The sequence below is a fragment of the Baia soyae genome (genome assembly GCF_004341445.1).
GTDB classification, from domain to species: Bacteria; Bacillota; Bacilli; order Thermoactinomycetales; family Thermoactinomycetaceae; genus Baia; species Baia soyae.
Genome location: NZ_SLXV01000003.1, coordinates 90,261 through 115,008, shown reverse-complemented (window position 1 = coordinate 115,008; position 24,748 = coordinate 90,261). Strand labels below are relative to the sequence as shown.

General features: G+C 42.2%; 24 protein-coding genes. 10 read left to right on the top strand and 14 right to left on the bottom strand.

Features of this window, described 5'->3' with window-relative positions:
* Positions 1-75, top strand: a 75-nt coding sequence (locus tag EDD57_RS15080) for an IS3 family transposase (protein WP_165873636.1), incomplete at its 5' end; no start/stop codon positions are given.
* A 63-nt stretch (positions 76-138) separates the two neighbouring features.
* Here EDD57_RS15080 and speB read toward each other — a convergent pair.
* Positions 139-1,014 carry an agmatinase gene (gene speB / locus EDD57_RS02010; protein ID WP_131847811.1) on the bottom strand — a complete coding sequence of 292 codons (876 nt, stop codon included), beginning with the start codon at positions 1,012-1,014 and terminating at the stop codon, positions 139-141.
* Positions 1,015-1,017: 3 nt separating this feature from the next.
* On the bottom strand, positions 1,018-1,860 hold the full coding sequence (gene speE / locus EDD57_RS02005) for a polyamine aminopropyltransferase (RefSeq protein ID WP_131847819.1): 843 nt from the start codon (positions 1,858-1,860) through the stop codon (positions 1,018-1,020).
* Between the two features lie 199 nt (positions 1,861-2,059).
* On the opposite strand from speE, the gene EDD57_RS02000 reads away from it, so the two are divergent.
* Positions 2,060-4,081, top strand: coding sequence for a transglycosylase domain-containing protein (locus EDD57_RS02000; protein ID WP_131847810.1), 2,022 nt, complete (start codon positions 2,060-2,062; stop codon positions 4,079-4,081).
* 141 nt (positions 4,082-4,222) lie between these two features.
* Here EDD57_RS02000 and EDD57_RS01995 read toward each other — a convergent pair whose 3' ends face one another.
* The 3 genes from EDD57_RS01995 to EDD57_RS01985 form a co-directional block, all read right to left on the bottom strand.
* Positions 4,223-4,726 (bottom strand): YwhD family protein, encoded by a 504-nt coding sequence (locus EDD57_RS01995; protein WP_131847809.1) that lies wholly within the window; start codon positions 4,724-4,726, stop codon positions 4,223-4,225.
* An 82-nt stretch (positions 4,727-4,808) separates the two neighbouring features.
* A complete protein-coding gene (locus tag EDD57_RS01990; RefSeq protein ID WP_131847808.1) occupies positions 4,809-6,173 on the bottom strand; it encodes an ATP-binding protein in 1,365 nt (454 codons plus the stop codon).
* 132 nt (positions 6,174-6,305) lie between these two features.
* Positions 6,306-6,926, bottom strand: a complete 621-nt coding sequence (locus EDD57_RS01985) for a hypothetical protein (RefSeq protein ID WP_131847807.1) — start codon at positions 6,924-6,926, stop codon at positions 6,306-6,308.
* Positions 6,927-7,330: 404 nt separating this feature from the next.
* Here EDD57_RS01985 and yycF point away from each other — a divergent pair, with 404 nt between their 5' ends.
* From yycF to rlmH, 8 genes are all read left to right on the top strand, one after another.
* Complete coding sequence (gene yycF, locus EDD57_RS01980) at positions 7,331-8,056, top strand: response regulator YycF (RefSeq protein ID WP_131847806.1); 726 nt, start codon at positions 7,331-7,333, stop codon at positions 8,054-8,056.
* Positions 8,057-8,058: 2 nt separating this feature from the next.
* The gene (locus EDD57_RS01975; protein ID WP_165873635.1) at positions 8,059-9,924 is read left to right on the top strand and encodes an ATP-binding protein; all 1,866 of its coding nucleotides are present in this window, start codon (positions 8,059-8,061) and stop codon (positions 9,922-9,924) included.
* Positions 9,921-11,405 carry a two-component system activity regulator YycH gene (gene yycH, locus EDD57_RS01970; protein WP_131847804.1) on the top strand — a complete coding sequence of 495 codons (1,485 nt, stop codon included), beginning with the start codon at positions 9,921-9,923 and terminating at the stop codon, positions 11,403-11,405. Before EDD57_RS01975 ends, yycH begins: the two co-directional genes overlap by 4 nt.
* Positions 11,375-12,127, top strand: a complete 753-nt coding sequence (locus EDD57_RS01965; RefSeq protein WP_131847803.1) for a two-component system regulatory protein YycI — start codon at positions 11,375-11,377, stop codon at positions 12,125-12,127. The genes yycH and EDD57_RS01965 overlap by 31 nt, the downstream gene beginning before the upstream one ends.
* A gap of 32 nt (positions 12,128-12,159) precedes the next feature.
* The gene (locus EDD57_RS01960) at positions 12,160-12,966 is read left to right on the top strand and encodes an MBL fold metallo-hydrolase (RefSeq protein WP_131847802.1); all 807 of its coding nucleotides are present in this window, start codon (positions 12,160-12,162) and stop codon (positions 12,964-12,966) included.
* A 279-nt stretch (positions 12,967-13,245) separates the two neighbouring features.
* Entirely contained in the window at positions 13,246-14,622 is a 1,377-nt protein-coding gene (locus tag EDD57_RS01955) for a S1C family serine protease (RefSeq protein WP_243649406.1), read from the top strand.
* Between the two features lie 131 nt (positions 14,623-14,753).
* Positions 14,754-14,948, top strand: a complete 195-nt coding sequence (locus EDD57_RS01950; RefSeq protein ID WP_131847801.1) for a CxxH/CxxC protein — start codon at positions 14,754-14,756, stop codon at positions 14,946-14,948.
* A 15-nt stretch (positions 14,949-14,963) separates the two neighbouring features.
* On the top strand, positions 14,964-15,443 hold the full coding sequence (rlmH, locus tag EDD57_RS01945) for a 23S rRNA (pseudouridine(1915)-N(3))-methyltransferase RlmH (protein ID WP_131847800.1): 480 nt from the start codon (positions 14,964-14,966) through the stop codon (positions 15,441-15,443).
* Positions 15,444-15,635: 192 nt separating this feature from the next.
* Here the strand turns inward: rlmH and yfmH are convergent, their stop codons facing one another.
* The 9 genes from yfmH to lanKC all read right to left on the bottom strand — a co-directional run bounded on the left by yfmH (position 15,636) and on the right by lanKC (position 24,731).
* Positions 15,636-16,925 (bottom strand): EF-P 5-aminopentanol modification-associated protein YfmH, encoded by a 1,290-nt coding sequence (gene yfmH / locus EDD57_RS01940; RefSeq protein WP_131847799.1) that lies wholly within the window; start codon positions 16,923-16,925, stop codon positions 15,636-15,638.
* Positions 16,894-18,201: an EF-P 5-aminopentanol modification-associated protein YfmF gene (gene yfmF, locus EDD57_RS01935; protein WP_131847798.1), complete on the bottom strand. Its 1,308-nt coding sequence runs from the start codon at positions 18,199-18,201 to the stop codon at positions 16,894-16,896. The genes yfmH and yfmF overlap by 32 nt, the downstream gene beginning before the upstream one ends.
* 11 nt (positions 18,202-18,212) lie before the next feature.
* Entirely contained in the window at positions 18,213-19,934 is a 1,722-nt protein-coding gene (locus EDD57_RS01930; RefSeq protein ID WP_131847797.1) for an ABC transporter ATP-binding protein, read from the bottom strand.
* 33 nt (positions 19,935-19,967) lie between these two features.
* Positions 19,968-20,627: an ABC-2 transporter permease gene (locus EDD57_RS01925; RefSeq protein WP_131847796.1), complete on the bottom strand. Its 660-nt coding sequence runs from the start codon at positions 20,625-20,627 to the stop codon at positions 19,968-19,970.
* Complete coding sequence (locus EDD57_RS01920; protein ID WP_131847795.1) at positions 20,624-21,481, bottom strand: ABC transporter ATP-binding protein; 858 nt, start codon at positions 21,479-21,481, stop codon at positions 20,624-20,626. The genes EDD57_RS01925 and EDD57_RS01920 overlap by 4 nt, the downstream gene beginning before the upstream one ends.
* Before the next feature lie 137 nt (positions 21,482-21,618).
* Positions 21,619-21,753, bottom strand: coding sequence for a class III lanthipeptide (locus EDD57_RS14595; RefSeq protein ID WP_207896784.1), 135 nt, complete (start codon positions 21,751-21,753; stop codon positions 21,619-21,621).
* A 32-nt stretch (positions 21,754-21,785) separates the two neighbouring features.
* On the bottom strand, positions 21,786-21,920 hold the full coding sequence (locus EDD57_RS14590) for a class III lanthipeptide (protein ID WP_207896783.1): 135 nt from the start codon (positions 21,918-21,920) through the stop codon (positions 21,786-21,788).
* A 33-nt stretch (positions 21,921-21,953) separates the two neighbouring features.
* Positions 21,954-22,088: a class III lanthipeptide gene (locus EDD57_RS14585; protein ID WP_207896783.1), complete on the bottom strand. Its 135-nt coding sequence runs from the start codon at positions 22,086-22,088 to the stop codon at positions 21,954-21,956.
* Between the two features lie 18 nt (positions 22,089-22,106).
* Positions 22,107-24,731: a class III lanthionine synthetase LanKC gene (gene lanKC / locus EDD57_RS01915; RefSeq protein WP_131847794.1), complete on the bottom strand. Its 2,625-nt coding sequence runs from the start codon at positions 24,729-24,731 to the stop codon at positions 22,107-22,109.
* Positions 24,732-24,748 lie beyond the last annotated feature (17 nt).

Sequence of the window (24,748 nt, the reverse complement as noted above, 5' to 3'; positions counted from 1 at the left end):
CACAAACGCTTGAAGATAAAACTAAAGGGCATGAGCCCGGTTCAATACCGAACGCATACCCTGCGGGTTGCTTAAAACTTCGTGTCTAACTTTTTGGGTTCACTTCATCATCGTTTAGCTGGTTTTTTTGATTCATCTCTATTTCGCTGTAAAACCAAGTAACATCTCCCGAATCAGCTTCGCTGCTGTAATCGGTGTCTGCTCAGTAGGATCATAGGCTGGAGCAACTTCTACTAAGTCTGCGCCTACAATCGTCAAGTCTGACTTCGCGATCGCATGGATGGAAGCGAGTAGTTCTTTGGTTGTGATACCGCCTGGTTCAGGGGTTCCTGTGCCTGGTGCATGTGCTGGATCGAGCGCATCGATATCAATGGTCACGTAGACAGGGCGCCCTGCTAGTTCGGGTAGACAGGACTTTAGCGGCTCTAGCACATCGAACGGGAAGAAGTGAATGCCTGCTTCTTCTGTATACTCCACTTCTTCTTTCGTCATCGAACGGATTCCGAATTGATACACGTTAGCTCCGCCGATTAACTCGGAAATCTTGCGAAGAGGGGTGGAGTGAGAGTATGGCTCTCCTTCATAATCTGTGCGTAGGTCTGCATGTCCATCGATGTGGATAATCGCTAGATCTGGATATCGTTTGTAAACCTCTTGTACAACGGGCCACGTTACTAAATGCTCGCCGCCCATCCCGAGAGGCATCTTTCCTGCATCGAGGACACGACTTACAAAGTCCGAGATCTGAGCCAAGCTTTTCTCGGGATTCCCGAAAGCGAGGGGGATGTCACCCGCATCGTAGTAAGCGATTTCGCTTAGTTCACGACGCAGATAGTGGCTGTATTCTTCATGAACTAAGGATGCTTCGCGAATTCGAGGAGGACCGAAGCGAGAACCGGGACGGAAGCTTACGGTCCAGTCCATCGGCATTCCGTATAGGACCGTGGTGGACTCTTCAAAGTTATCTGTGGAACCGATAAAGACATTTCCTGAGTACTTTTCTTCAAAACGCATGCTCTACTTCTCCTCTTTCACCGTTAACTCACGTACAAACTGAGGAAGTTCGAACACAGCTTTATGAATCTCTGGACGATAGTATTTGGTATCAAGCGTTGGCAATTCCCGTACATCCACATCTAATGGATCATATTTCTTCGATCCGATGGTAAAGCTCCAAAGTCCGGATGGATACGTTGGGATGCTTGCTGTGTAAAGGCGAGTAATCGGGAAAGTAGCCGATAGATCCGCAAACACACGACTGATGAGGTCACGGTTAAACCATGGGGATTCCGTTTGTGCGACCATGATTCCGTCTTCTTTTAATGCCTCGCGAATGCCTTCATAGAAGCCTTTTTCAAACAATCCCACTGCTGGGCCAACTGGCTCTGTAGAATCAACCATGATGACATCGTATTTATTTTTATTTTCAGCGATATGCTTGATGCCGTCTGCTACTTGGATATCGACACGAGCATCTCCAAATAAACCCCTTGCAATCTCCGGGAAGTACTTCTTAGAAGCTTCAATTACACCTCCATCGATCTCTGCCAAAACTGCTTTTTCGACTGAAGAGTGTTTTAGAATTTCACGAATCACTCCGCCATCTCCGCCGCCTACGACGAGCACGTTTTTCGGATTCGGGTGGGTATTCATCGCGACATGCGTAATCATCTCATGGTAAACAAACTCATCTATATCCGTTGTCATCACCATACCGTCTAGGACAAGCATATTCCCAAACTGCTCGGTTTCGATTACGTCCAATGATTGAAAATCGGTTACCTCGTGATGCAAGGTTTTATTGATTTTCGTCGTAATTCCGTAATTAGGAGTCTGCCGCTCCGTATACCATAACTCCATTTGTGGCTTTTCCATATGTAATCCGTCCTTTCGTTGGCAACAATCCTCAATAAGAATACCACACAGGGGAAATCCACGTAAATCATCTCCATTCATTCGTCTGATTATCTCTTTTCGAATCAAAATAGGTATATTATACCTGTCACTTTCGCATAATACTCTCGCCGACACACTGTAGCGAGAGGGAGCGACAGCTAGAATGGGAATCCACGTAGAATCACCGCTTGAACAAACAAAAGTCTACAAATGGTACAAACGGAGCGCCCACTGGGTAAAACGCGTATTCATCGGATTCGCGATTCTTTGCGTTGCTTTGTTCCTGTTCCTTTTATATCTACGCTCTAAGCCCCTACCGCCACCTGACATCTCAGCCACTACCTTCTTATACGATGATCAGGGAAATGTGCTGGATCAGATGGATGCGGGAGAACATCGGGAGAAGATATCACTAGAACAAATACCAAAGTCTCTCGTCGATGCTACATTAGCAGCGGAAGATCGTGATTTTTTTCATCACCACGGATTTTCCTTTCGCGGTATTACTCGCGCTCTTCTCGTCAATCTAAAGCAACTCCGCGTGGTTCAGGGTGCCAGTACCATCACCCAACAGTTAGCGAAAAATCTCTACCTTTCCCACGACCGGACTTGGTCCCGCAAGGTGAAAGAAGCGATGATTACGGCACAGCTTGAACTCCACTTTGACAAGAAAGAATTACTAGAGATGTACTTTAATGAAATCTATTACGGCAATGGGGCGTACGGGATTCAACGAGCAGCGCAAGAATATTTCCGCAAGGATGCTAAGGACCTAAACCTAGCCGAGTGCGCCTTTTTAGCAGGGATTCCCCGAGGGCCATCGGTCTATTCACCCTATCAACATTTCCAGCGGGCCAAGGAGCGCCAACAATCGATTATCGCGCAAATGTCCGGGATGAAGTTAATTACGAAGAAACAAGCGAAGGAAGCCGCGCAGTATACACTGGGCCTACAGCCTCCACTACCAAGCCAAAAGAGTATAGCAAGCTATTTTCGGGATTATGTCATTCAGACAGCTGTTAACCAATTAGGATTTGATGAGGAGTTAGTAAGGCATGGTGGGCTACGCATCTATACGACATTGAACAAGCAGATGCAGAATCAAGCAGAGGAATCCCTCGTAAGTCAGGTAGGACAAGTCCCTAGCCTACAAGGGGCACTTCTTTCGGTAGATGCACATACGGGGTCCATTAAGGCGATGGTGGGCGGAAAGAGTTATCAGGAATCGCAATTTAACCGAGTATTTGCCCGGAGACAGCCCGGTTCTTCTTTTAAGCCGATCGTCTATTTAACCGCGCTGGAGAAAGGGATTCCCCCTACGCAGAAAGTGGTAAGTGCTCCCACTGCCTTTACGTACAATGGAGAGACATATACGCCCGGCAATTTTCAAGATATCTATGCCCAGCGTCCCATCACGATGCGGGAAGCGATCGCCAAGTCGGATAATATCTATGCCGTAACCACCCAGTTTCAGGTGGGGATCGATCAAGAGATTGAAACAGCACGAAAACTAGGCATCCAGAGCTCGCTAAATGCAACGCCTTCGTTAGCACTAGGAAGCTATGAAGTAACTCCTTATGAGATGACAGAGGCGTATACCACAATCGCGAGTAATGGTGATCATAAGCCGCTGATGGGCATCACGAAGATCGTCGATTCGTTTGGACACGTTCTCTATCAAAATCAGCCTGAATCCAAGCAAGTCTTTTCGCCTAGCTCTACCTATGTGCTCACTTCCTTGATGCGCAGTGTATTTGACACGGGCGGGACCGGTCATCGTGTGCAACAAATGTTTTCCCATCCTGCCGCTGGGAAAACCGGCACGACGGACTGGGATGGTTGGCTAGTCGGGTATACACCTGATTTAGTAACCACGGTATGGGTTGGATTTGATCAAAACCAAAAGCTAAACCATAATCAAGCTAAGATCTCGCAACATGTATGGGGCCACTTTATGAGCCTCGCTACTCTCGGGAAGCCGAGTAAAATCTTTGCGGTTCCGAGTGGCGTAAAAGCGGTATACATCGATGATGAAACTGGAAAATTAGCTCATCCGGATCAAAAAAATGCACGGCTTGAGTACTTCATGGCCGGCACAGAACCGACCGAGTACACAAAAGCACCTGAGAGCGCCGATCCAGATCCTTCTTTATGGGATCGCATTAAGAAATGGTGGTCCAGTTAAAAAAAGACACAAAAAAAGCGAATCCGCTTGTAACGGGGTCCGCTTTTTTTGTGTCCTAGCAAATGGTTCCGAAAACCATATTAAGTTTACTCTCTGCATAATAGCTTGCGCAATATGTCACAAAAAATTGTCACATTCCGTTCACGAATTCGAAAGTGCATCCTTTAATTCGTCTGAGCTATTTTCCCACATCTCTTGATCATGATCGATAAAGAGCGCTTTTAATGCTTCTTTCTCTACTTCACCTAGTTCACTTACTTTAATCCGGCGCTTTAAGGCATCATCCATTCGATTTACGTGGAACGCGAGATTTTTCCAGCCTTTGCGAATCTCATGATCAATCACCATCGGGCAAGCCGTAACGCCTGCATAATAGCTACCTTTCTCATTTTGACCGATCGCAACCCAGACTACATAGTAGGTTTTTCCCTCTGCAACTTCTGCCTGGTCAGCCGTAAACTTGATTCCACGTTCGATCTTGCTCTTCGCGTGAATCAAGCCCAAATCAATATTCGCTGTATCATGATCGATCAACACAGAAGACATGTTGCTTAGATTCAACGTACCTGTATAGTAATCGCCATGCGTCGTCGCTTTGCGATTACTTAATATGTTAAATTGGTTCTTTGGTTTTTGATCCACCATCCATCAACCTCGCTTTATCATCTCAACACTATATTATCATTCCATTATAGAAAATAGTTATCGTTCAAACAATCACTTACTCTTATTCCCCGAACAATGCACAATCTTCTTCCATCTGAACGGGTTCTTGTTTTAGAGGTAGCGATAGGTGAAACGTAGTCCCTTTCCCCATGCGACTCTCCACTCGCATACAGCCTCCGTGGTCTTGAATGATTCGATGGCAGATCGCTAACCCCATCCCAGTCCCTTCGTCCTTCGTCGTAAAAAAGGGCTCATATATTCTCGATATAAATTCGGGCTTGATCCCTGCACCTGTGTCTTGGATCTCGATCCATAGACCTTTATTTTTCACATACCACTTGATTTCCACTCGTCCTCTTTGGACTAAAGCATCTAAGCCATTTTGAATTAAATTGATGAGAACTTGCTTTAATTTCTCCGGATCCGCTTCGATATAGATGGGTGCTTTCGGCGTTTCCATAACGAGTTCATGCCCCATTAACATCACTTTCGGCTTGAGCAGGGAGCAAATATCAGAGATTAGCTGGTCTACATGGAAGTTTTGGAATCGGGTAGGCCGTGACTCACTTAGATTTAGGAACTGGGTTAGAAGATCATTGATTCGGTCGATTTCAGGAAGGATGATCGATTCCCATTTCTTTACTTCGGTGGATTCGGCTGCAGATATCTGAACAAAGCCACGGATGGATGTAAGGGGATTCCGGATCTCATGGGCCAACCCAGCCGCTAGCTGCCCTACTGCTGATAGCTTCTCCATATGCCTCCGTTTCTCTTCTTCTTTATCCCGCATTCGCCTCTGCTCGATGGATAATCTCTTTTCGGCTAATCGAATCAGTTCACTCGCATTCGCGGATTCCGCAGGATACGATGCGGTGCCTATGCAGTATTCGATATTGACTCGCTCGGTACAAATTTGGCTCATCACTTGATCGATGATCTCTACGCATCGCCGCAGATAATGGTGATCCCCTGTCAGGCCAATCGCAAACTGATCCCCATCATACCTAGCAATGTGTACACTTGGCGGCAATTGGCCTTGAAACTGGTCCGCCACCTCGATCAAGATCTGATCTCCAAACTCCACACCCTCTCGCAAGTTTACTTGTTTAAAGTCCGCTAGATCGATGCTTACGACGTGGTAACTTTGCAACGGCGACATCCGCTCCAAGCTACGAACCACCGCATCCTGAAACCCACCTAGATTATAAAGCCCGGTTAGATAGTCCCGGCAGTAGATCTCTTCAATTTGATCATTCATCTCTTGAATCTCAAGCTGAGAGGCAGTGAGCTGCGAGGTGATTTCCCTGTTTTTCCGCCGTAGCTTCTTATTTTTATTATGTAGGTAGGTATAAATAAATACCACGATAAAGCATCCCCAGAGAAAGGGTTCTAGCGAAATCATTTCGTCTAATAGGCTATCTGTCATGGTTGCACTTCCTTTTATGTTATGGGGTTAGCTGGATTAGAAATCATTTCACCACAAAAACAAAAAAACCCTGCTCGACGGGTCAGTCAGATCAGGGAATTTAGAAAGATCATATAAAGTTGCACGTATGGACTAACCTAAGTAGTTAACTAGATGGTTATATCCCTTTACAGGACCTTGGTCTTTCTTCTGCTCACCTTCAGCTGGGGGTTGCATCACTGCCTTGTCCCACATTTGGTAGCCTTCTTCCATTCCTGCTGGCATTTGCTCTCTTTTGATCATCGTTACCTTTTGTGGATCTTCTACATATCCATAACCTGCTACCGGTACAGCTTGTCCTTGCATCATAGCATGTTGTTGCTGTGGGTCGTTATATACCTGACCGAGGGGACGGGGGCTAAAAACAGGTTGCTCGTTCAACAAGGTATGGAGAACGGTCTCTTTCAGGATGTTTTTGATCTCTTCACTACGGTAACCACTTTCTAAATTCTTAATCCACTGATATACCGGACCATCTTCTGGAGTAAAGGTAACATTACGTTGAGTCGGGACATAGTCGCTTCTCGATTGGATCTGCTCTTTCAACATTCTACCATCACAAATCGATTGTAGCGGGAAATAATTGTTACGTAGATATGATTGGATACAATACTTGACTAGCATAGGAAACTGGCCCTTTGGAAGAATTTCATACCAGTAACGCACGAGACGATCTTTTTTACCTAAATATACACCAACTGTGATTGATGACATAATTTTAACACTCCTCTAAATGACATAAAAAAATTTAAAATTACTTGAATTAATAATAATGGTAGCAGTATCCAGTTAGATAAGTCAACAGAATACTTTGTCGAATCGGCTCGTATATTTGCGAAAGTCAAAAAAAAATTCATCTACCGAGGTAATTTTCTTATCAGTTAACAAAGTAGTCGCCAATAATATACCATAAATGGTAAAATAATATAATATTAGTTTGTTAGATCGGAACCTCTTTCTTCTTGATAGAAACTTACGTTCCTTCCAATTCTTGCATATAGATCTGAGTCTGATTTGTGAACTTCTGATCATATTTGAAAGAATATTGTTTCTCTAAAACGAGTGTGCGAAAATGATCCTATTCATAGATCGTTTGAATGACCAAGGGAGCTGAATCGATGAGTGCCAAGATTTTAGTAGTAGAAGACGAAAAACCGATTGCAGATATTTTAAAATTTAACCTTGAAAAAGAAGGATTTGAAGTAGAGTGTGTGCATGATGGACTGGAAGCCATCTCGAAAGCGATCCAAACACCGCCTGATCTTATGCTTCTAGACCTCATGTTACCTGGAGCGGATGGGATAGAAGTATGTAGACAAGTCCGCCAGCATTATCAATTTCCGATCATTATGCTCACGGCGAAAGACTCTGAGATTGATAAAGTCCTCGGGCTGGAGATCGGAGCAGATGACTATGTAACCAAGCCGTTTAGCAACCGAGAGCTTCTAGCCAGAATTAAAGCAAATTTGCGCCGCAATGTTTCTTCGTCCACCGGTTCACATAAAATTGTCGACCCGGCAACTATACATGGGATCCAAATCGGCGAGCTTCTTATCGATGCAAATAGCTTCGTCGTGAAGAACGCAAATAAAACCATCGACCTTACACATCGTGAATTTGAGTTATTATTGTTCCTTTCGAAGCATGTGAATCAGGTTCTCACCCGCGAACATCTCCTCCAGTCTGTCTGGGGCTATGATTACTTTGGAGATGTGCGGACGGTGGATGTTACGATCCGCAGGCTTCGTGAGAAGATTGAGGACGATCCGGGTGCACCGAAATATATCATCACAAGACGAGGCATCGGCTATACATTGCGAGATCAGGACTCAAGCGGTAGATGAGGATGAGAAACTGGATCAAATCAGTGAGGCAGGGAAATGTTGCAGAGCGATGGTTCGCCTATGCAACAGGGCTACAATGGAAGCTGCTCGTTATACTTGCGCTCATCATTCTCATTGCTCTGCAAGTTGTTTTCGTCAATTTTAGCGATCGCTTGGAAAAACAATTGCTGACCAATGTAACGAATGACTTAAACAGACAAAAGAACGTTATTTCGAAAGTGATTGAAGAAACGATCCATAATAGAAAGAAAGAAGAAGGAGATTTAAAAGACCAGATAAAGAAAGATCTAGAAAGAGTCGTCTTTCTTCAAACCAAAAACAATCAGTTAATCAATGTACAAATTCTAAATAACAATGGACTCGTTGTAGCCGCAACAGGGGCTGGGGAATCCAAGGTTGGTTACAAAAACCCGTATGTCCATTCGCTTCTTTACAATCAGGAGGAAATCAGGCGAAGTCCTTCATCCAAAAGCCAAGATGTTTTGATGAAGGTATATCCGCTTGATCTCCAGAATCAAGACCTTGAATTTGATCGGATTTATATGGAATACCCACTTGATACAACCTACCAATTGATCCGCTCCATCATTAAAACACTGATCATCCAAACCTTTTACGCCATGATCATCGTAAGCATTTTAATTGTGATTATGACCCGGACGATTACCGTTCCTGTTAAGGAGATCAAAGAGCAGGCGACGGCTATGGCCGAGGGAGATTTTAACCGCCGAGTCGATGTGAGAAGCACCGACGAAATCGGGAAACTGGCCAAGGCATTTAATCATTTGGCTTCCCATCTACAGACTGCCCTCACTCAGAAGGAGGAAGAAAAAGAGAAGCTAGAAACCGTCCTCTCTGACATGAGTGACGGCGTGATTGCTACCAATCGTTCAGGGGCGATTATCGTCAAGAATGAGCGTTCCGAACAAATCTTAAATCGAGAGATTAAGCTTGGAGAGATGCTAAATAGTGTGCTTCCCTTATCAGAACCGGTTCAGTTTCCTATCACGCAAGAGCTACATAATCTGATCCGGATTCAGCATGACGATCAAGATGATCCACTCTATATTAAGCTAACGTTTACACCACTTAAACAGAAACGAAACAAGCCAACCGGTACCATTGTGGTGTTAAAAGACGTGACGGAAGAAGAACGACTAGACAGGCAACGAAAAGAGTTTGTAGCCAACGTTTCCCATGAGCTTCGAACCCCACTTACTACGATTAAAAGTTATCTAGAAGCACTCGAAGACGGTGCGCTTGAACAGCCTGAACTCGCTGTGCGCTTTCTACAGGTATCAAGAACCGAAGCCGATCGCATGACCCGCTTGATTAATGATCTTCTACAATTATCGAGATTAGATGCCAAACAATCCCGTTTTGATAAAAAGATCATGTATTTAGAGGATGTCTTAGAGGATGTAGCGGATCGTTTCATTTTCCAATGTAAGCAAAAGAAGATTAAGTTAACATTGCGTCATGCCGATAAAGAGTTACCCCGCATCTACGCTGATCGAGATAAGATGGATCAAGTCTTGGACAACCTCCTATCCAACGCGGTGAAATTTACACCTGAAGGAGGGTCTGTCACGATTTCCAGCCGTTTGCGCCCCGATGGCTTAATCGAAGTAGGTATAACGGATACAGGCATCGGCATCCCGAAGAAAGACCTCGAACGGATTTTTGAACGCTTTTATCGGGTTGATAAAGCGCGCGCGAGAGAGCAAGGCGGGACTGGTCTCGGCCTTGCAATCGTTCAAGAGATTATTAAGGCGCATGAAGGAATTGTTTGGATCGAGAGTAAAGAGCAAAAAGGGACTACTGTATTCTTTGCTCTGCCCCCATTCGAAAGGAGGGTGAATTCATGAAAAAGCCGTATTGGAAGAAATACAAGGAACCGATCAAGACCACCCTCCTGATTTCTCTTGTTTTCTTGAGCATCTGGCAAACAGCCTTTTACTGGCTATCCAGCGCCTTTTCGAACGCGACAACCGAAAACAACTACCAAATGATTCCTAAGTTTGGTGAAAAGGAATTTAACGAAAAAGAGACTTATCAATTATCCGCTCCACCGATTACCTATATACACGATCAGTCTGTGATTCGCTTTCTACCCGCAACGTTGTCCACAAGTGAAACAGAGCAAGATTCGTATCAAAAATTGATTAAACAAATTTCACAAACCACCTTGGGAGCTGCCCGATCCGTCGATCTAAATACAGAGGACTGGAAGAAGATATTACTGCAACCGGGTGTGGAGTTTCAATACCATAGTGCAGTTCCTCTTGAGCAAGTAAGTTCCTTTTTTAACTGGAAATCTCCGCCCCCTAGCTTATCTGTCAGAGAAGTCGACAGGGTTTGGATCACGGCACCTGCCGAACAAGAGACCGCTGTACTGTATCTGATTTCTGCACGCTCTCAAGATCCGCAAGTTTATCTGGTAGACACGACCTTATCGAAAAATGAATTTTCCAAGCTGATTCAAGGTGCAAAACCACAGACCTTATATCAAGCAACATCTAATTTTGATCCCAGTTCTTCAGGTCCCGTTCTTCCAAAGGGGAACCTATTCTATTTACCGGAGCAGCCCGTCAAGGCAGATAAAGTCACGTATCCTATTTCCTCTATTGAAATCGGAGATGTAAAAAAGGTACTCTTTGAAGATCCTAATCTGCAACCTTTAAAACCGCGAGAGGACTGGGAGATCTACGCGCACGGAACGCGGCAAACGCTTGTCTATGACAAGTTAAAAAATGAGATTCAATATAATAAACAATTGACTGAATCAGAAGACATCCCTCCGAAAACGGAATCAAAGATATTAGTAGGGAAGATGAATGATTTTCTAAAAAAGCACTTTGGATGGACAGGAGATTTTCATCTCGAACATCTTTCTTCTGAGAACAATGAAATGAAATTTAGGCAATTTGATAGCGGAATCCCCATCTATTGGAGAGGACAACCAGACCCTTTTCAACCAGATGTATCACCTGTGTTTATTCGGACTGAACCGTACATCTCCAACAGTAATATGGAGGATGCTAGATTATATCAGCGCTCACTCGATTTCTGGAAACCGACGGATCGAAAAGCACAGACTGTTACTCTACCAGACAAGGACAAGTTAAAAAACATATTTCAGAAGTACAAGGTCGATCTCGGCTCTATCAAACAAATTCAGTTGGTATATCTAGCAGATCGGGCAAGTGCGAGTAATAAAAATACGGTCACGCTTACTCCTTACTGGAAAGTGGTCGTAATGGATAGCCCTAGTTTTTCGATGAAGGAAAAAACGTTCTATGTAGGGGAGGATGGCCAATGGATTGGCGAAAAGCAAAAACCATTCTAATCATTGCCTTCCTCATTTTAGATCTGTATATTGGCTCGCTTCTCTATGCCAACTATCGGGAAAATGATTTACGAGTAGCGAAAAGCACCCTATCCGATCGACAGATTGAAGAGCTCGCTCAATTTAATGACATTAAGCTTGCCAACAAAAAGGTAGAGGTACCCGAAGAGATGGCCGTCTATACCGGCGTAACCACAAAGCTCGATTGGAAGTCTATAGGGGATGGGATCTATCAAAAAGAGTTTCCTAATCCAACCCAGGTAGGCGAATCGCCAAGTGAAGTGAAGGCATTTCTGCAAAAAGAAAGATTGCCCTACTTAACTGACTATAACTTTGACAAGATGGAGGAAGTTAGTAGCAGCGAAATCATGATCTATCAGGAAAAGGACCGTTTCCCGATTTTTAATGGAAACATTAAGCTTAAGTTTAATAACAAAAAAGAAGTGAAATCGATCTCGTATGTCCACTATGAACTAAGGGAACCATTGCCACAGGCGCATCGACCGAATCAGCTAAACAATGCGTTAGCTAGTTTACTGCCGCAAATAAAAAAAACAACTGTTCAGTCTGCGGAGCTTGGGTATCAGCGCAACAAGTATAACAAGGACACTGACTCGATTATGATCCCGATCTGGCGGTTTAAGGTAGGCGGGAAGTTCTACTACATTGGCACCACTAGTTCTGATAGTATTAGTAGCGTACAGCCTGCTACCAATAATTGAAAAGCACTCTAATAAAAGGGTTAGGTAATCACATGAAATTTAGTGTTCTAGCGAGTGGGAGTTCTGGTAACTCTCTATATGTGGAGTCGGGGGATTTACGAATCCTCGTCGACGCTGGTTTGAGTGGGAAACAACTCGAGCAGAGGCTAAAGCAAGTGGGTGCAGATCCGTCTACCCTATCAGCTATCCTTGTCACGCATGAGCATATTGATCATGTTAAGGGGCTAGGTGTCATGGCAAGACGGTACCAACTCCCTATCTACATGAATGAAAAAACATGGGATGCACTCCCTTCATCTGTGGGTGAGATCCCTGCTACCTTGCAAAACGTCCTAGAAGCGGGAGCTACTCTCGACATCGATCAATTACATATCCAAACCATTCCCATTTCACATGACGCAGCAGACCCGATGGGCTATCGGCTTAACGAGGACCGTGAATCACTTGCCATCGTGACCGATCTAGGCTACGTAAACCAGCGAATCCTCGATCAGGTTTCGGGAGTCGATACCCTCATCTGGGAAAGCAATCACGACGTATCAATGCTCAGGATGGGCTCCTATCCCTGGAACATCAAACGCCGCATTCTGAGCGATCTCGGTCACCTATCTAACGAGGATTCCGGTGAAGCCTTGCTTGAAATCCTGAAAGGAGTCGGCGAACAAGTCTACCTCGCCCACCTCAGCCAAGATAACAACGTAGTCGAATTAGCCCATCTAACCATCAAACAAATCCTAGAAAACGGCGGTGCCAAAATAGGACGAGACCTCCAACTCCACGAAACCCACCCCGACCGCCCGACGGCCCTACGGGAAGTCAGGTGCTTAGCTAAGCGTTGATGGAGTCCGTAATTGAATATAAGGTGTGTTGTGGCTACATAAAATACAGTTGGTATTTCATGTAGCCTATTTGGATATCTCTAGCAAAAACGCAACTTAGCAAGAAATGACCACAAATTCTAAACGTTTCCTCGCAAAAAAGAGGTTAAGATAGAATGAGTAGCTAATTAACAAAAAGAAATGATAGCGGTCAGATAACATACGTTATTGTATAATATGAGGATCGATCACAAACACTGAGTTTGTTCACTTTCGAAACGGAAAGGATGAGAACCCATTATGAACAACAACCAAGATCCATTTGGCTCTCAATTCTCAGAGGAAAACAAAGCAAATTCAAATCATGAAAATGAACCAAACAACACACATGAAAACCAGCAACCACAACGGGAACCAGAAGTTTTTACCCAATCTCAGTCTAATAATACACCAGTCACACCTCAGCCTTTTATCACGTCTCGTCCAGAGTATATGTCGATGGACTATAGCGAGCCTCCTAAGCACAAGAGGCGGACCCCTACTTGGGTTACCGCGATTGCATCAGCTGTCATAGGAGGATTAATCGTACTAGCTTTTACGCCTCTTTTGTTCCGTTCAGGAATTATTCCTTTTGGAAGAGGAACACTGGAGAGTAGCTATTCAGGACCCAGCAAATCCACTTCGGTACAAGTAAATTCAAACATTACCGAAGCCGTAGCAAAAGTACAAAATGCTGTAGTGGGCATCGATAACATAGCAAAATCAGATGATTTTTTCAGCTCTGGGGGAGAAAACCGAAAACAGGGAACTGGATCGGGAATCGTCTTTGAGAAAAATAAAGAAACCAACAAAGCACTGATTGCTACTAACTACCATGTCATCGCCGATAATCAAAGTGTTCAAGTAAATATACCTGCTGAAAAAGGGAAATCAAAACCCGTGACAGCAAAGGTACTCGGCACTGACCCAATTACAGACTTAGCAGTTTTAGAAATAGATGCTACCAATGTTAAGACAGTGGCTGATTTCGGAAATTCAGATGCCGTTAAGGCCGGGGAACCCGCGATTGCCATCGGGAATCCGCTCGGTCCGCAATTCTCACAGTCTGTTACAGTAGGCGTCATTAGTTCTGCAAAACGAACCATTGACCTTGGGAAAGGCATATCTACTGATGTCATCCAAACGGATGCTGCTATTAACCCAGGTAACAGCGGAGGCGCCTTATTAAATGCCGCCGGCCAAGTAATTGGAATCAATAGCCTAAAGATCGCCGAACAAGGGGTAGAAGGACTTGGATTTGCGATTCCTTCCAATGAAGCCCGCCCACTCCTAAATGCCCTTATTAAGAACGGAAAAGTTCCACGCCCTTACTTAGGTGTCGAGTTAATTGATCTAGAAAAAATCTCACCAACTCTCTGGAAAGAGTTACGCATTCCAAATGACGTAGACGGTGGCGCGATTATCAAAAGCGTTTCCAACGGCACACCAGCAAGCAAAGCTGGGCTACAATCTCGTGACTTAATCACTGCCTTGGATGATCAAGCTGTTACCAATGGTTCTGAACTTCGTAGCTTCCTCTACAAAAAGAAGCAGATTGGCGAGCAAGTAAAAGTTACGTTTTACCGAAGTGGCCAAAAACAGACCGCTACATTAACGCTTGAACGCAGTCCACAATAGGAAATAAAAAAGCTCCACTACCTAGTGGGGCTTTTTCCTACATTTTGATATGCTATGTGTATATCTTGTGGATAATGTGGATAACTAACACAATAGATAGTGTCGAATCATGTTAGAAAGGAGAGAGACTCATGCAAGATTTCCATATTTGGTACACTTGTGACGAACACCTTGATTACGTCATGGATGATATGATCGAAGAATTCCACACTGCACCCACACTAGAACCGTTGCAGTCACCTATTGAACATTCGTGCAAATGGTGTGGAAAAGAGGCCGAGTATCAACTAGAACTCGAATACGGCATTCACGAACAAACGGAATAGAATCGAGGATCAACCTTGCGAATCCAACTAATTACCATTGGAAAACTAAAAGAGAAATTCTTAAAACAAGCCTGCGACGAATATCAAAAACGTCTGCAGGCTTATGCCAAGATCGAGATCATCGAGTTAGCAGAAGAAAAATGTTCTGATCAGCCTTCTGATGCCGAGATTGAACAAGTCCTTCGAAAAGAAGGCGAACGAATCCTAAAAGCTCTTCATTCAGACTCATACGCGATTGTCCTTGCCGTGAACGGAGAAATGGCTTCCTCTCCTGGACTAGCTAAAAAACTAGACCACCTCACTACTTACGGACATAGCCACTTTAGCTACATTATCGGCGGCTCCCACGGCTTATCCAAAGACGTATACGCCCGCTCCAACTGGGATCTCTCCCTCTCTAAAATGACTTTTCCTCATCAGCTTATGCGGGTATTCTTGTTGGAACAGATTTACCGGTCCTGTAAGATTAATCGGGGAGAGACGTATCATAAGTAGTAAAAAGCATCATAAAAAAGGAGGGCTATTTTTAGCCCTGTATGTACCATTATTATTTCTATAAGATGAATGTAGAGGATTACTTTTTAAGAATTTTTATTACCAGTCTAATCACATAAATTACAACGATCATCAGTACTGCTACATTTAAAATCTGTGCAATGGGCCCCATATCCCAAGTAATCTTGAACATTAAGACCCCTCCTCACGAATAATAAAAATGGTCTGATATTCAGGTATAAAATGATTTCTTAAAACAGCTTGCAGATCATGACGGGTAAGACTCTCCAATGTCGAAACAACATCAAAAAAATTCATCCCATTAAACTGGTATCGTGTAAATTCCTTTGCAATAAAATCCAACGAATTGAGTGAACGCAAAAAAGCACCAATTTTTCGCTTAATCACCCGATCTATTTCCTCATCCAAAAAACCTACTTGTTGATAAGCGGTAATCGTCTCCGTGATTTTATCCGCCACATGATCTGGGTTGTTACTATTCCCACTAATTATGGAAAAGCCAAATCCCCATTCAGCTGTGTAATGAAATGAAAGTGGATCATGAAGATTACCAGACTCATATAAGCTTTCATACATCTTAGAACTTGGTGAAAATAGTAGATCGAGTACCACTTGAACAGAGAGTTGATGTTTTAATAAATCCTTTCCTTGCCTTGTAGGATCTTTCTCCTTATACCCAACGACACACTTTGGCACGCTAACTGGCATCGATATCGATCGTTTTGCAACATAAGTAGGCGTTCCTTCAGGTTCCACACAGCGAATAATTTCTTCCTTAACTGGAAATTTCTTTGCCGACTGATTCTCCCGTACGAGCCTCATGATCTCTTCTGGGTCAACACTCCCAACGATAAATAACACCATATTACTCGGATGGTAAAACGTTTCATAGCATGTAGTTAAGTCCTTTTTGGTAATGGCTGTAATCGATTCAATCGTCCCACCAATATCAATCCTTACAGGATGCTTCTCAAACATATTTTCAATCATACCAAAATAAGCACGCCAATCAGGGTTATCTGCATACATCTTAATTTCTTGAGCAATGATACCTTTTTCCTTTTCGATTGACCGGCCTGTAAAATACGGCTTTTGGACAAAATCGAGTAACGTTTCAATATTTTTTTCGATTTGCATCATGCTAGAAAATAAATATCCAGTCCTTGTAAAGCTGGTAAATGCATTCACAGATGCCCCCTGTTCGCCAAACGAATAGAAAACATCCTTCCCTTCATCCTCAAACATTTTATGTTCAAGAAAATGAGCAATCCCATCAGGTACTTTTATCGGTTCCCCCAGTCCTCTTGGGATAAATGTGTTATCAATCGACCCATATTTCGTGGTAAAAGTAGCAAAGGTTTCATGAAAGCCCTCTTTTGGCAAAATGTACACATTCAGACCATTGTCCAATTCTTCATGATATAGAACTTCATCTAACTGTGCATAAACCAGCTTCTTCATTCTGTCCACCCCCACCAGTCAAAAAGTAGATTGTATCCAATTCCCATTTATTCGCTGCCCGAATGACATCTTCTTTCGTTACGCAACTCATTTTCTTAACACGATCTAGTACCGAAAGGCGACGTTTCTCTACGATTTCAGGATAGGCTAACTCGATCACTCCTAGTGAGGTGTCAATCGATCCATATAATTGATTGATCAACCAGCCTTTTGCCTGCTCCAAATCTCTTTCTGTAAAGTCACCTTGCTGCATCGCTTCTACTTGTTTTTTTATAATGTCAACAGTCTGGTCATATGTATCAAACTCAATTCCTGCCGTCATAGTGAGTACACCTTTATGAGCCTCTAGCTTTGATCCAACAAAATAAGCCAGGCTATGTTTCTCCCGAACGTTCCTAAACAGTTTCGATAATGGAGAACCTCCAAACATACAGTTTGCTACTCTCATGGCTATATAGTCATCGTCCAAAAAGGTTGTATATGTACGATAACCCATACATAGTTCTCCTTGCTTTACTTCCCTTTTATCAAATACCACTTTAGCTCCCACCGATTTTTCCCATGTACGCACGACTTGCTGCTCTTGAACAGAACGGTTGCCACCATACAGAGACGAAACGATCTCTTTTATTGAACCCTCATCAAAGCTCCCCACAATGAATAGATCCATGCGATCGTGCTGAAGCATTTGCTTATACACATGATGGATCGCTTTAGGATTTAGTTCATCTAGATCTTCTACTCGGCCATACTCGGGTAAACGATACATCTCCTCAGCAAACAATTCTTCCATCATTCGTACCGCTGCGTATGCCATCTTATTATCATAGATAGATTGAATCCTCTGGCGTAATGCCTGCTTCTCTTGCTCAACAATCTCCTCTACAAAAGTACCGTTTTCCAAACATGGATTCATCACAATCTTATGTAGTAATAGAAGTGCTTCCTGTAACAACGACACCTTATTCAATAAAAATCTTTCAGATGCGACATCTATGCGAAACGTAATTACGTGTTGATCACCATTTTTTTGTATATCTGTCATCAGAACAGCACCATACATATCATCAAGCTTTTGCTTGATCATCGTTCTGTTCGGGTAATCTCTGGTACCACTTTGTAAAATTTCTGGAATCAACGCCCGTGCTGTCACCGTCTCTTCTGATAGAGGGGAGTTGATTTTTAGCATAATAGACGTCGTCTTAAATTTATCTGTTTTCCATAAGTGAAGATGTGTATCGCCAAACTCGTGCGTTGCTATCTTTACATTGTCCATCTAACCACATCCTACTGAGCCATTTTTAAATTCTGTCCCTCCACAAAATCAGCATACTTACGATGTGTGTTCATCAACTCATCATGCCTTCCCATACCGGTTACTTTCCCTGCATCCAAGAAAACAATTTGATCCGCATTTCGAATTGTCGAAAGTCGATGAGCAATCACTAGAGTTGTACGATTTTTCATCAAGTTAACCAGCGCGGTCTGCACGAATCTCTCACTCTCACTGTCCAAATTAGCCGTTGCCTCATCAAGCAACAAAATCTTGGGATTCATGATAAACGCACGCGCAATCGCAATACGCTGCTTTTGTCCCCCTGATAGCTTAATCCCTCTTTCTCCTACGACCGTATCATATCCCTCAGGGAGACTACTGATAAAATGATGTGCATTTGCTAGCTTTGTATAATGAACCATACTCTCTTCATCCGCATCATCCACACCGTACAAGATATTTTCTCGAATCGTTCCATTCATAATGGCGCTATCTTGCATCACGTAACCAATCATTTTCCGCCAATTGGATAATGGGATTTGGTCAATTTGAAGTTGGTCGCACGAGATGCTTCCATTGTCAAACGTATACATTCGTTCGATCAGGTGAAATAGAGTCGTCTTCCCAGCGCCCGATGGCCCTACAATCGCTGTAATCTGATTTGGCTGTGCTGTAAAAGATATATCTTGTAGTACTTTAGAATTTTTATTGTAAGAAAAGGACACATTGTGAAAGCGGATCTGACCATCAAAAATGTTCGTATACTCATCCAGCTCATCCACCTTCTCTTCTGATAGGGAATAAATCTCATACAACCGCTTAGTCGCTCCTGAAGTGGCTTTATATTCTGTAAAAAAGGAAGCTACCGAACTAATGGGTGTAATCGCTTGAATGATATAAAAGATAATCGCAACAAATGCCCCCGTTGTAAGAGATCCATCTGCCATGCGTAATCCCCCGTAACCTAGCAACACAAGTACCATTAACATGATCGTCCCTGAAATAAGAGGCGAAAAGATGGATTGTAACTTCGCCACCGCTAAATTAAGACGAAATAGGGAATCCCCTGATTCCATCACACGTGTATACTCTTTTTTCTCCCCACTATAACTTTTAACGAGGCGCATTTCTGCTAATACATTACTTAATTTCCCAACAAAAGCTGCCATTTCATTTTGTGTTTCCCCAGCTACTGTATATAGCCTTCTTCCTATAGGTACGATAATCACTGTTAAAATGGGGGCCATTACGAGTAAAGCAAGAGTCAGCTTCCAATCTAAAACAAATAAAAATACGATGGAACCAACCACCAACAGCGCTTGAGATATAAACTCAGGTACCTTTTTCGAAACAAAGTTATTTAATGTCGATACATCATCCGTTAACCGACTTACTGTTTGTCCTGTGCTATTATTATCAAAGTAATCAATTGGCAATCTCAAAATATGAGCCCACATTTTTTCCCTTAATCGATAGATCGTATACTCACCTAGATAGGAGATCATGTAGTGTGCAATACCACTCAATATCACATTGATCAAGAACAGCCCAACCAATAAAAATACCTTGGTAACATCAATATGAGATGTAAACGAATCAATCATGCTTTTCGTGACCCATGGTACTAATATGCCTAAAATCGCGGTCAGAACCGATGCTAAAAATGCGCCGAAAACTACTTTCTTAGGCCATGTGACCATCCTGATCAAAACACCCAAATGCGATCTATTCATTTCCGCACCCCCTCCACCTTTAACACTACTAAATTAAAACTCTTTCTGTTCGTAAATTCGAATGCACACCACGTAGGATACGATGAACATCACAAGAGAAATCCCTAAGAAAAGAATCGAAAATGGTAAGTCAGGATGGACTCTAGGAAATGTATTCATTATCGCGCTACCCACAGTTTCCTCATACAACCAACCACTGAAAAAAAGGATTCCAAGACTTGTAATGGTACTAGTTGTCATGATTTTTTCTGCTTTTTCTACTCCTAGATAATAGGTTAGCGGAAATATAGCACCTCCCATAATAAGAGTCACACCAATTCCTTTTAGAACTGACGTTAGTGCAGAATGAGTAAGTACATCCTTAGCAAAGAAATCAGCTAGCATAAATGAGAGTATCGCCACACAGAAACCCAGACATAATAAAATAGAAAAGAAAAGATAATAGCTTTGTATCACACGGCTTCTTTTTAGTGGCAACGTAATCAAAAGTTTGTTCCATCCAGACATCGCTTCAAGTTTTAACCCCTCAAGTATAGGAGAGACCATGATAATAAAAGGAAGAAATGTTGCTAAGCGTAATGTCTGTTTATATGGAAGTAAGAGCAAAATAGTGGTAATAACAAAACTTAGTACCACTGAACCCTTAATACTTTTTGCATTTGAATAATACTGATTTAACAATAGTCCTTTCATAGGTGCTCACCTCGCATTAACAAAAGTGCCACATCGTCAATCGAAAAATCCTTTCTCGCAACAGTAAACGGCACTTGCTCTCGATCACATACCAGCACATCAACCTGATCACTCTTCTTTTGGTATCCAACAACCAAACTTGATTCGATGTGTTCAAATTCCTTATATGTACACTCTAATATTGCATATCTAGACATTAGAGTTTCTCTACTAATCTGTAATAAAATACTTCCTGATTTAATAAAAATAAGGATATCTGCTATCGTTTCAATATCACTTGTAATATGAGATGACAATAAAATACTACGTTGTCCATCGGCTACGAAGTCCTTTAATACTTCTAACAAATCATATCTACCCAACGGATCAAGTCCTGCTGTTGCTTCATCTAAAAGGAGTAATTTCGCATCATGCGATAAGGCGACTGCTACAGAGAGTTTCATAGACATACCTCTTGAAAAATCACCAATCTTCTTATCTTTAGGTAAAGAGAAATATGTAATGTAATATTGAAATATATTTTGATCCCAATTTTTATACAGCAGACGAAATACATTCCCTAGTTGCTTGATATTCAACTGCTTAGGCAAATGCATCTGATCAAAGACGGCCCCGATATCTTCCTTTAGATGGCTCTTATTTGAATCCATCTCTTCTCCAAAAATTTTGACTGATCCCCCATCCTTACGTATCGTTCCTATAATGGCTCCCATCGTTGTTGATTTTCCTGCTCCATTATCCCCGATAAATCCAGCAATCGTACCTCGTGGAATCGAGAAAGAGACATTTCTTAATACTGTTTTTTTTCCTGAAAAACATTTGCTCAGATTTTCTACTTCCAAAATTGCTGACATACCTACTCTCCTTCCACATACTGAATAGAAACAAAGATCTCATGGAGTTTTAATTTGAATCCGTCATCTAATCCATATTTAAAAGCTGTACCATTTAGTTGAAGATCTCTCAACTAAATGGTACAATTTAACTCATATTAGCAGTTGTTGCTGACGGTAGACATTCCGGATACTGTGGTTACAGTAGTACGAACAACTACTGTCCATGTTCCCATCTCAGGTTGCTCTGAGTTATTTTGGGAAGTTTTTTGCAAGTCTAATACTTGGTTCATTCTTTTCACCTCCTTAACATAATCTAGCTCTATTAGCAGTTGTTGCTGATGGTAGACATTCCGGATACTGTGGTTACAGTAGTACGAACAACTACTGTCCATGTTCCCATCTCAGGTTGCTCTGAGTTGCTTTGGGAAATTTTTTGCAAGTCTAATACTTGGTTCATTCTTTTCACCTCCTTAACATAATCTAGCTCATATTAGCAGTTGTTGCTGATGGTAGACATTCCGGATACCGTGGTTACAGTAGTACGAACAACTACTGTCCATGTTCCCATCTCAGGTTGCTCTGAGTTGCTTTGAGAAATTTTTTGCAAGTCTAATACTTGGTTCATTCTTTTCACCTCCTCTTTCTAATCTACTCCAACCATCATTTTCGAGGTCTCTCTATTAAATCTAGTATCTTCATAGAATCGATCAATATTTACGATCGGGAGCCAATACAATGGGTTTTCTTGTAATATTCCTTTCAATCCAAGTATGATACCCGAGCTACCCGAGAATAGATCATCCGACAAACGGAACCCAAACTGACCGGGAAATGATAGATAGTTCTTCTTATCGATCAAATGTAGATTCAACAACTCAAGGATATCTTCTGTTTGAGAGTGATACGCTACGTGGTCTTTCCCGATCATTGGAGGTATTACTAAGAAACTTCCTGCTCCATCGAACAATCCTCCTGAAATGGTAGTTCTAATCTGAGATAGATTTGAGATGAACTTCAACTCTTCTTGAAACATTTTCTCTTCACTGACATGATTTAAATACCATATCGCAACTCCTACCCCTATCGATCCTCCTGATAAGTAAGGTAGTAATCTACTACGATTATCAATTGTGTTTAATGCCTCTAATTCGTTATCTCTAACTGTTTTATTCAAATCTCGCACTACCAACTCAATGGCTCTAAAATAGTATTCTCTTTTTTCAGTCAGAGCGTAGAGTGCTGAGTAAAACACTGATACTCCTGACCACCCATCTATCAAGCCTATTGGAAGGCCAGTCCAATCTTGGACTGTAATCTCCCTATTTTCCTCTAAAAACATATCTATTTTTGTTGCTATCAACTCAGCTTTCTCTAAAAACTTCGGGTCCAGTGTCTCCAAATAGAGGCTCGTTAACGCCAAACCAATTCCTGCTAATCCTGATCTCAATGTGATATCTGAATCATCCAAGAAGCTATCTATTTCAGAAAAAATATGGAGCGATTCATCTTTATATCCATTTTCGTATAGCATCCCTGCTATACCCGACTTCCCCGTAAACAGCCCTGCACTCTCGACTGTATCTACGCTTTTCAATGCATATTGTGTAATCCATTCGTGCAGCTCATCGTTCGCTCTTCCTACTCGCGAAAGTGCAATGGCAGCTCCAGTTCCTCCGCTTAAAACGTTTAACTTCCCATCATTTTGTTCGTACTGCCGGATATCACCGTTTATCAATCTTATGTCCCCAGTTAGATTTGCTTTAATCCCGTCACTAAGGCCCTCTATGATGGACAAAATATCCTTTTTCAGCACAAAGTCCTCATCCATGTTATCAAACAATGGTACTTTTTCTCCAAAACCAACTAGATGATCTGCACACTTTTGAATAATGCCTTGAACAAACTGATAGAACTCATTTCCATAAACTGTTTTAATCCACTTGAAATAGTGATCGTTTATGTGCGGATCAAGACATTCAGAAGAAAGGATTGGTAGCAGAGAATAACGTACAATTTTTTGTAATGCGAACCAGTCCATCCCTCCACTCGTTTTAATTTGCGAATTGATAAACCCGGTTGTTGCCATGCCTGGTTTTTCTTGAGAATGGGTTTGTTTAGCTGTTTCAAAATCAATTAAAGTCACTTGAAGATCTTCTGATATCATAATATTAGCTGGTTGTAAATCACCCATTGCTACACCTTTATCATGAATCTCTTCCATAATGACTACCAGCTGGGATAAAATCTTCCCTATTTTCGTCCTATAGTCATCCAAAGGTTTATTTTTCATAAAAGGATAGTTAATCGCAATCCATGAATGTAAATCCATTCCTTCTACATGCTCTTCGATAAGAAAGTAATGCTCCCATACCTTGAAATGATCTAGTACATTGACAATGCCCTCTACACTTGAAAGCTTTTCTAGTGCATCGCGTTCTATATTCTGTCGCCCTACTGCATCAACCGAGTTTCCATCTAGACCCGCCTGTGGCCGCGCCTCTTTTATAATTACCTTTTTGTTATCTGATTTTCTTTCGGCGAGATAGATACCTCCACTATTGGTAAAACGAAGAGCCGTATGAATGGTATATAGATCCAACTTGCTATTCTGATCTTCATTATCTGGCTTATCATTTAACGCATCTAGGTATTCATCAAACTCTTTAACAAAATCAGGAGCCTGATAAAAAGGGGTCCTCTCGTCTACCGTCAGCTCGCCCTTATCATCTCTGATACATAATTCACCTTTATCATTATAGATGATGTTAAAACCACCATATCGATAGTAAACGTTGCTTTTCTTCCAACATTTATCATTCAAGATATAAGGTCCTTTTTCATAATGTTTAATCTTTTTTTGAAGAGCACCTAGTAGGTGCACGAATTCACTGTCGTCCTTTGGATATATAGCGATAAACTTACCAGAGCTTGCTCTGTTTGCGCCTTTCGAATTCATTTGAAGAAGCATCTCTATGTTTTTGATGTGCTTAAATGCTACTTGATGTTCTATCAAGACTTCGCTTACAGCTTTTAAAACTTGCTCTGCCTCATCCATCGTCGCGCTAACATGTATCTTCCACCCTTGCGCAGGCAAAGCCCTACCTTTGAACTCGTAGTATCTCCAGATCGTTTTTTCATCATCGAATACTACCATATCCGCTGTTTGATCTTCTACGAAAAACTCTTTTGCCGAATTGCTCTGATCATGCGGTCCATAGTACTCAGATCCTCGCTTTAAATAACCGTGGTAGAGCATATCACCTTTCATACCATTCACCCCTTACA

Excerpts from the sequence above, each read along its gene's own strand:
- speB (WP_131847811.1), bottom strand. The coding sequence starts at position 1,014 with ATGCGTTTTGAAGAAAAGTACTCAGGAAATGTCTTTATCGGTTCCACA.
- speE (WP_131847819.1), bottom strand. The coding sequence starts at position 1,860 with ATGGAGTTATGGTATACGGAGCGGCAGACTCCTAATTACGGAATTACG.
- EDD57_RS02000 (WP_131847810.1), top strand. The coding sequence starts at position 2,060 with ATGGGAATCCACGTAGAATCACCGCTTGAACAAACAAAAGTCTACAAA.
- EDD57_RS01995 (WP_131847809.1), bottom strand. The coding sequence starts at position 4,726 with ATGGTGGATCAAAAACCAAAGAACCAATTTAACATATTAAGTAATCGC.
- EDD57_RS01990 (WP_131847808.1), bottom strand. The coding sequence starts at position 6,173 with ATGACAGATAGCCTATTAGACGAAATGATTTCGCTAGAACCCTTTCTC.
- EDD57_RS01985 (WP_131847807.1), bottom strand. The coding sequence starts at position 6,926 with ATGTCATCAATCACAGTTGGTGTATATTTAGGTAAAAAAGATCGTCTC.
- yycF (WP_131847806.1), top strand. The coding sequence starts at position 7,331 with ATGAGTGCCAAGATTTTAGTAGTAGAAGACGAAAAACCGATTGCAGAT.
- EDD57_RS01975 (WP_165873635.1), top strand. The coding sequence starts at position 8,059 with ATGAGAAACTGGATCAAATCAGTGAGGCAGGGAAATGTTGCAGAGCGA.
- yycH (WP_131847804.1), top strand. The coding sequence starts at position 9,921 with ATGAAAAAGCCGTATTGGAAGAAATACAAGGAACCGATCAAGACCACC.
- EDD57_RS01965 (WP_131847803.1), top strand. The coding sequence starts at position 11,375 with ATGGATTGGCGAAAAGCAAAAACCATTCTAATCATTGCCTTCCTCATT.
- EDD57_RS01960 (WP_131847802.1), top strand. The coding sequence starts at position 12,160 with ATGAAATTTAGTGTTCTAGCGAGTGGGAGTTCTGGTAACTCTCTATAT.
- EDD57_RS01955 (WP_243649406.1), top strand. The coding sequence starts at position 13,246 with ATGAACAACAACCAAGATCCATTTGGCTCTCAATTCTCAGAGGAAAAC.
- EDD57_RS01950 (WP_131847801.1), top strand. The coding sequence starts at position 14,754 with ATGCAAGATTTCCATATTTGGTACACTTGTGACGAACACCTTGATTAC.
- yfmH (WP_131847799.1), bottom strand. The coding sequence starts at position 16,925 with ATGAAGAAGCTGGTTTATGCACAGTTAGATGAAGTTCTATATCATGAA.
- yfmF (WP_131847798.1), bottom strand. The coding sequence starts at position 18,201 with ATGGACAATGTAAAGATAGCAACGCACGAGTTTGGCGATACACATCTT.
- EDD57_RS01930 (WP_131847797.1), bottom strand. The coding sequence starts at position 19,934 with ATGAATAGATCGCATTTGGGTGTTTTGATCAGGATGGTCACATGGCCT.
- EDD57_RS01925 (WP_131847796.1), bottom strand. The coding sequence starts at position 20,627 with ATGAAAGGACTATTGTTAAATCAGTATTATTCAAATGCAAAAAGTATT.
- EDD57_RS01920 (WP_131847795.1), bottom strand. The coding sequence starts at position 21,481 with ATGTCAGCAATTTTGGAAGTAGAAAATCTGAGCAAATGTTTTTCAGGA.
- EDD57_RS14595 (WP_207896784.1), bottom strand. The coding sequence starts at position 21,753 with ATGAACCAAGTATTAGACTTGCAAAAAACTTCCCAAAATAACTCAGAG.
- EDD57_RS14590 (WP_207896783.1), bottom strand. The coding sequence starts at position 21,920 with ATGAACCAAGTATTAGACTTGCAAAAAATTTCCCAAAGCAACTCAGAG.
- EDD57_RS14585 (WP_207896783.1), bottom strand. The coding sequence starts at position 22,088 with ATGAACCAAGTATTAGACTTGCAAAAAATTTCTCAAAGCAACTCAGAG.
- lanKC (WP_131847794.1), bottom strand. The coding sequence starts at position 24,731 with ATGAAAGGTGATATGCTCTACCACGGTTATTTAAAGCGAGGATCTGAG.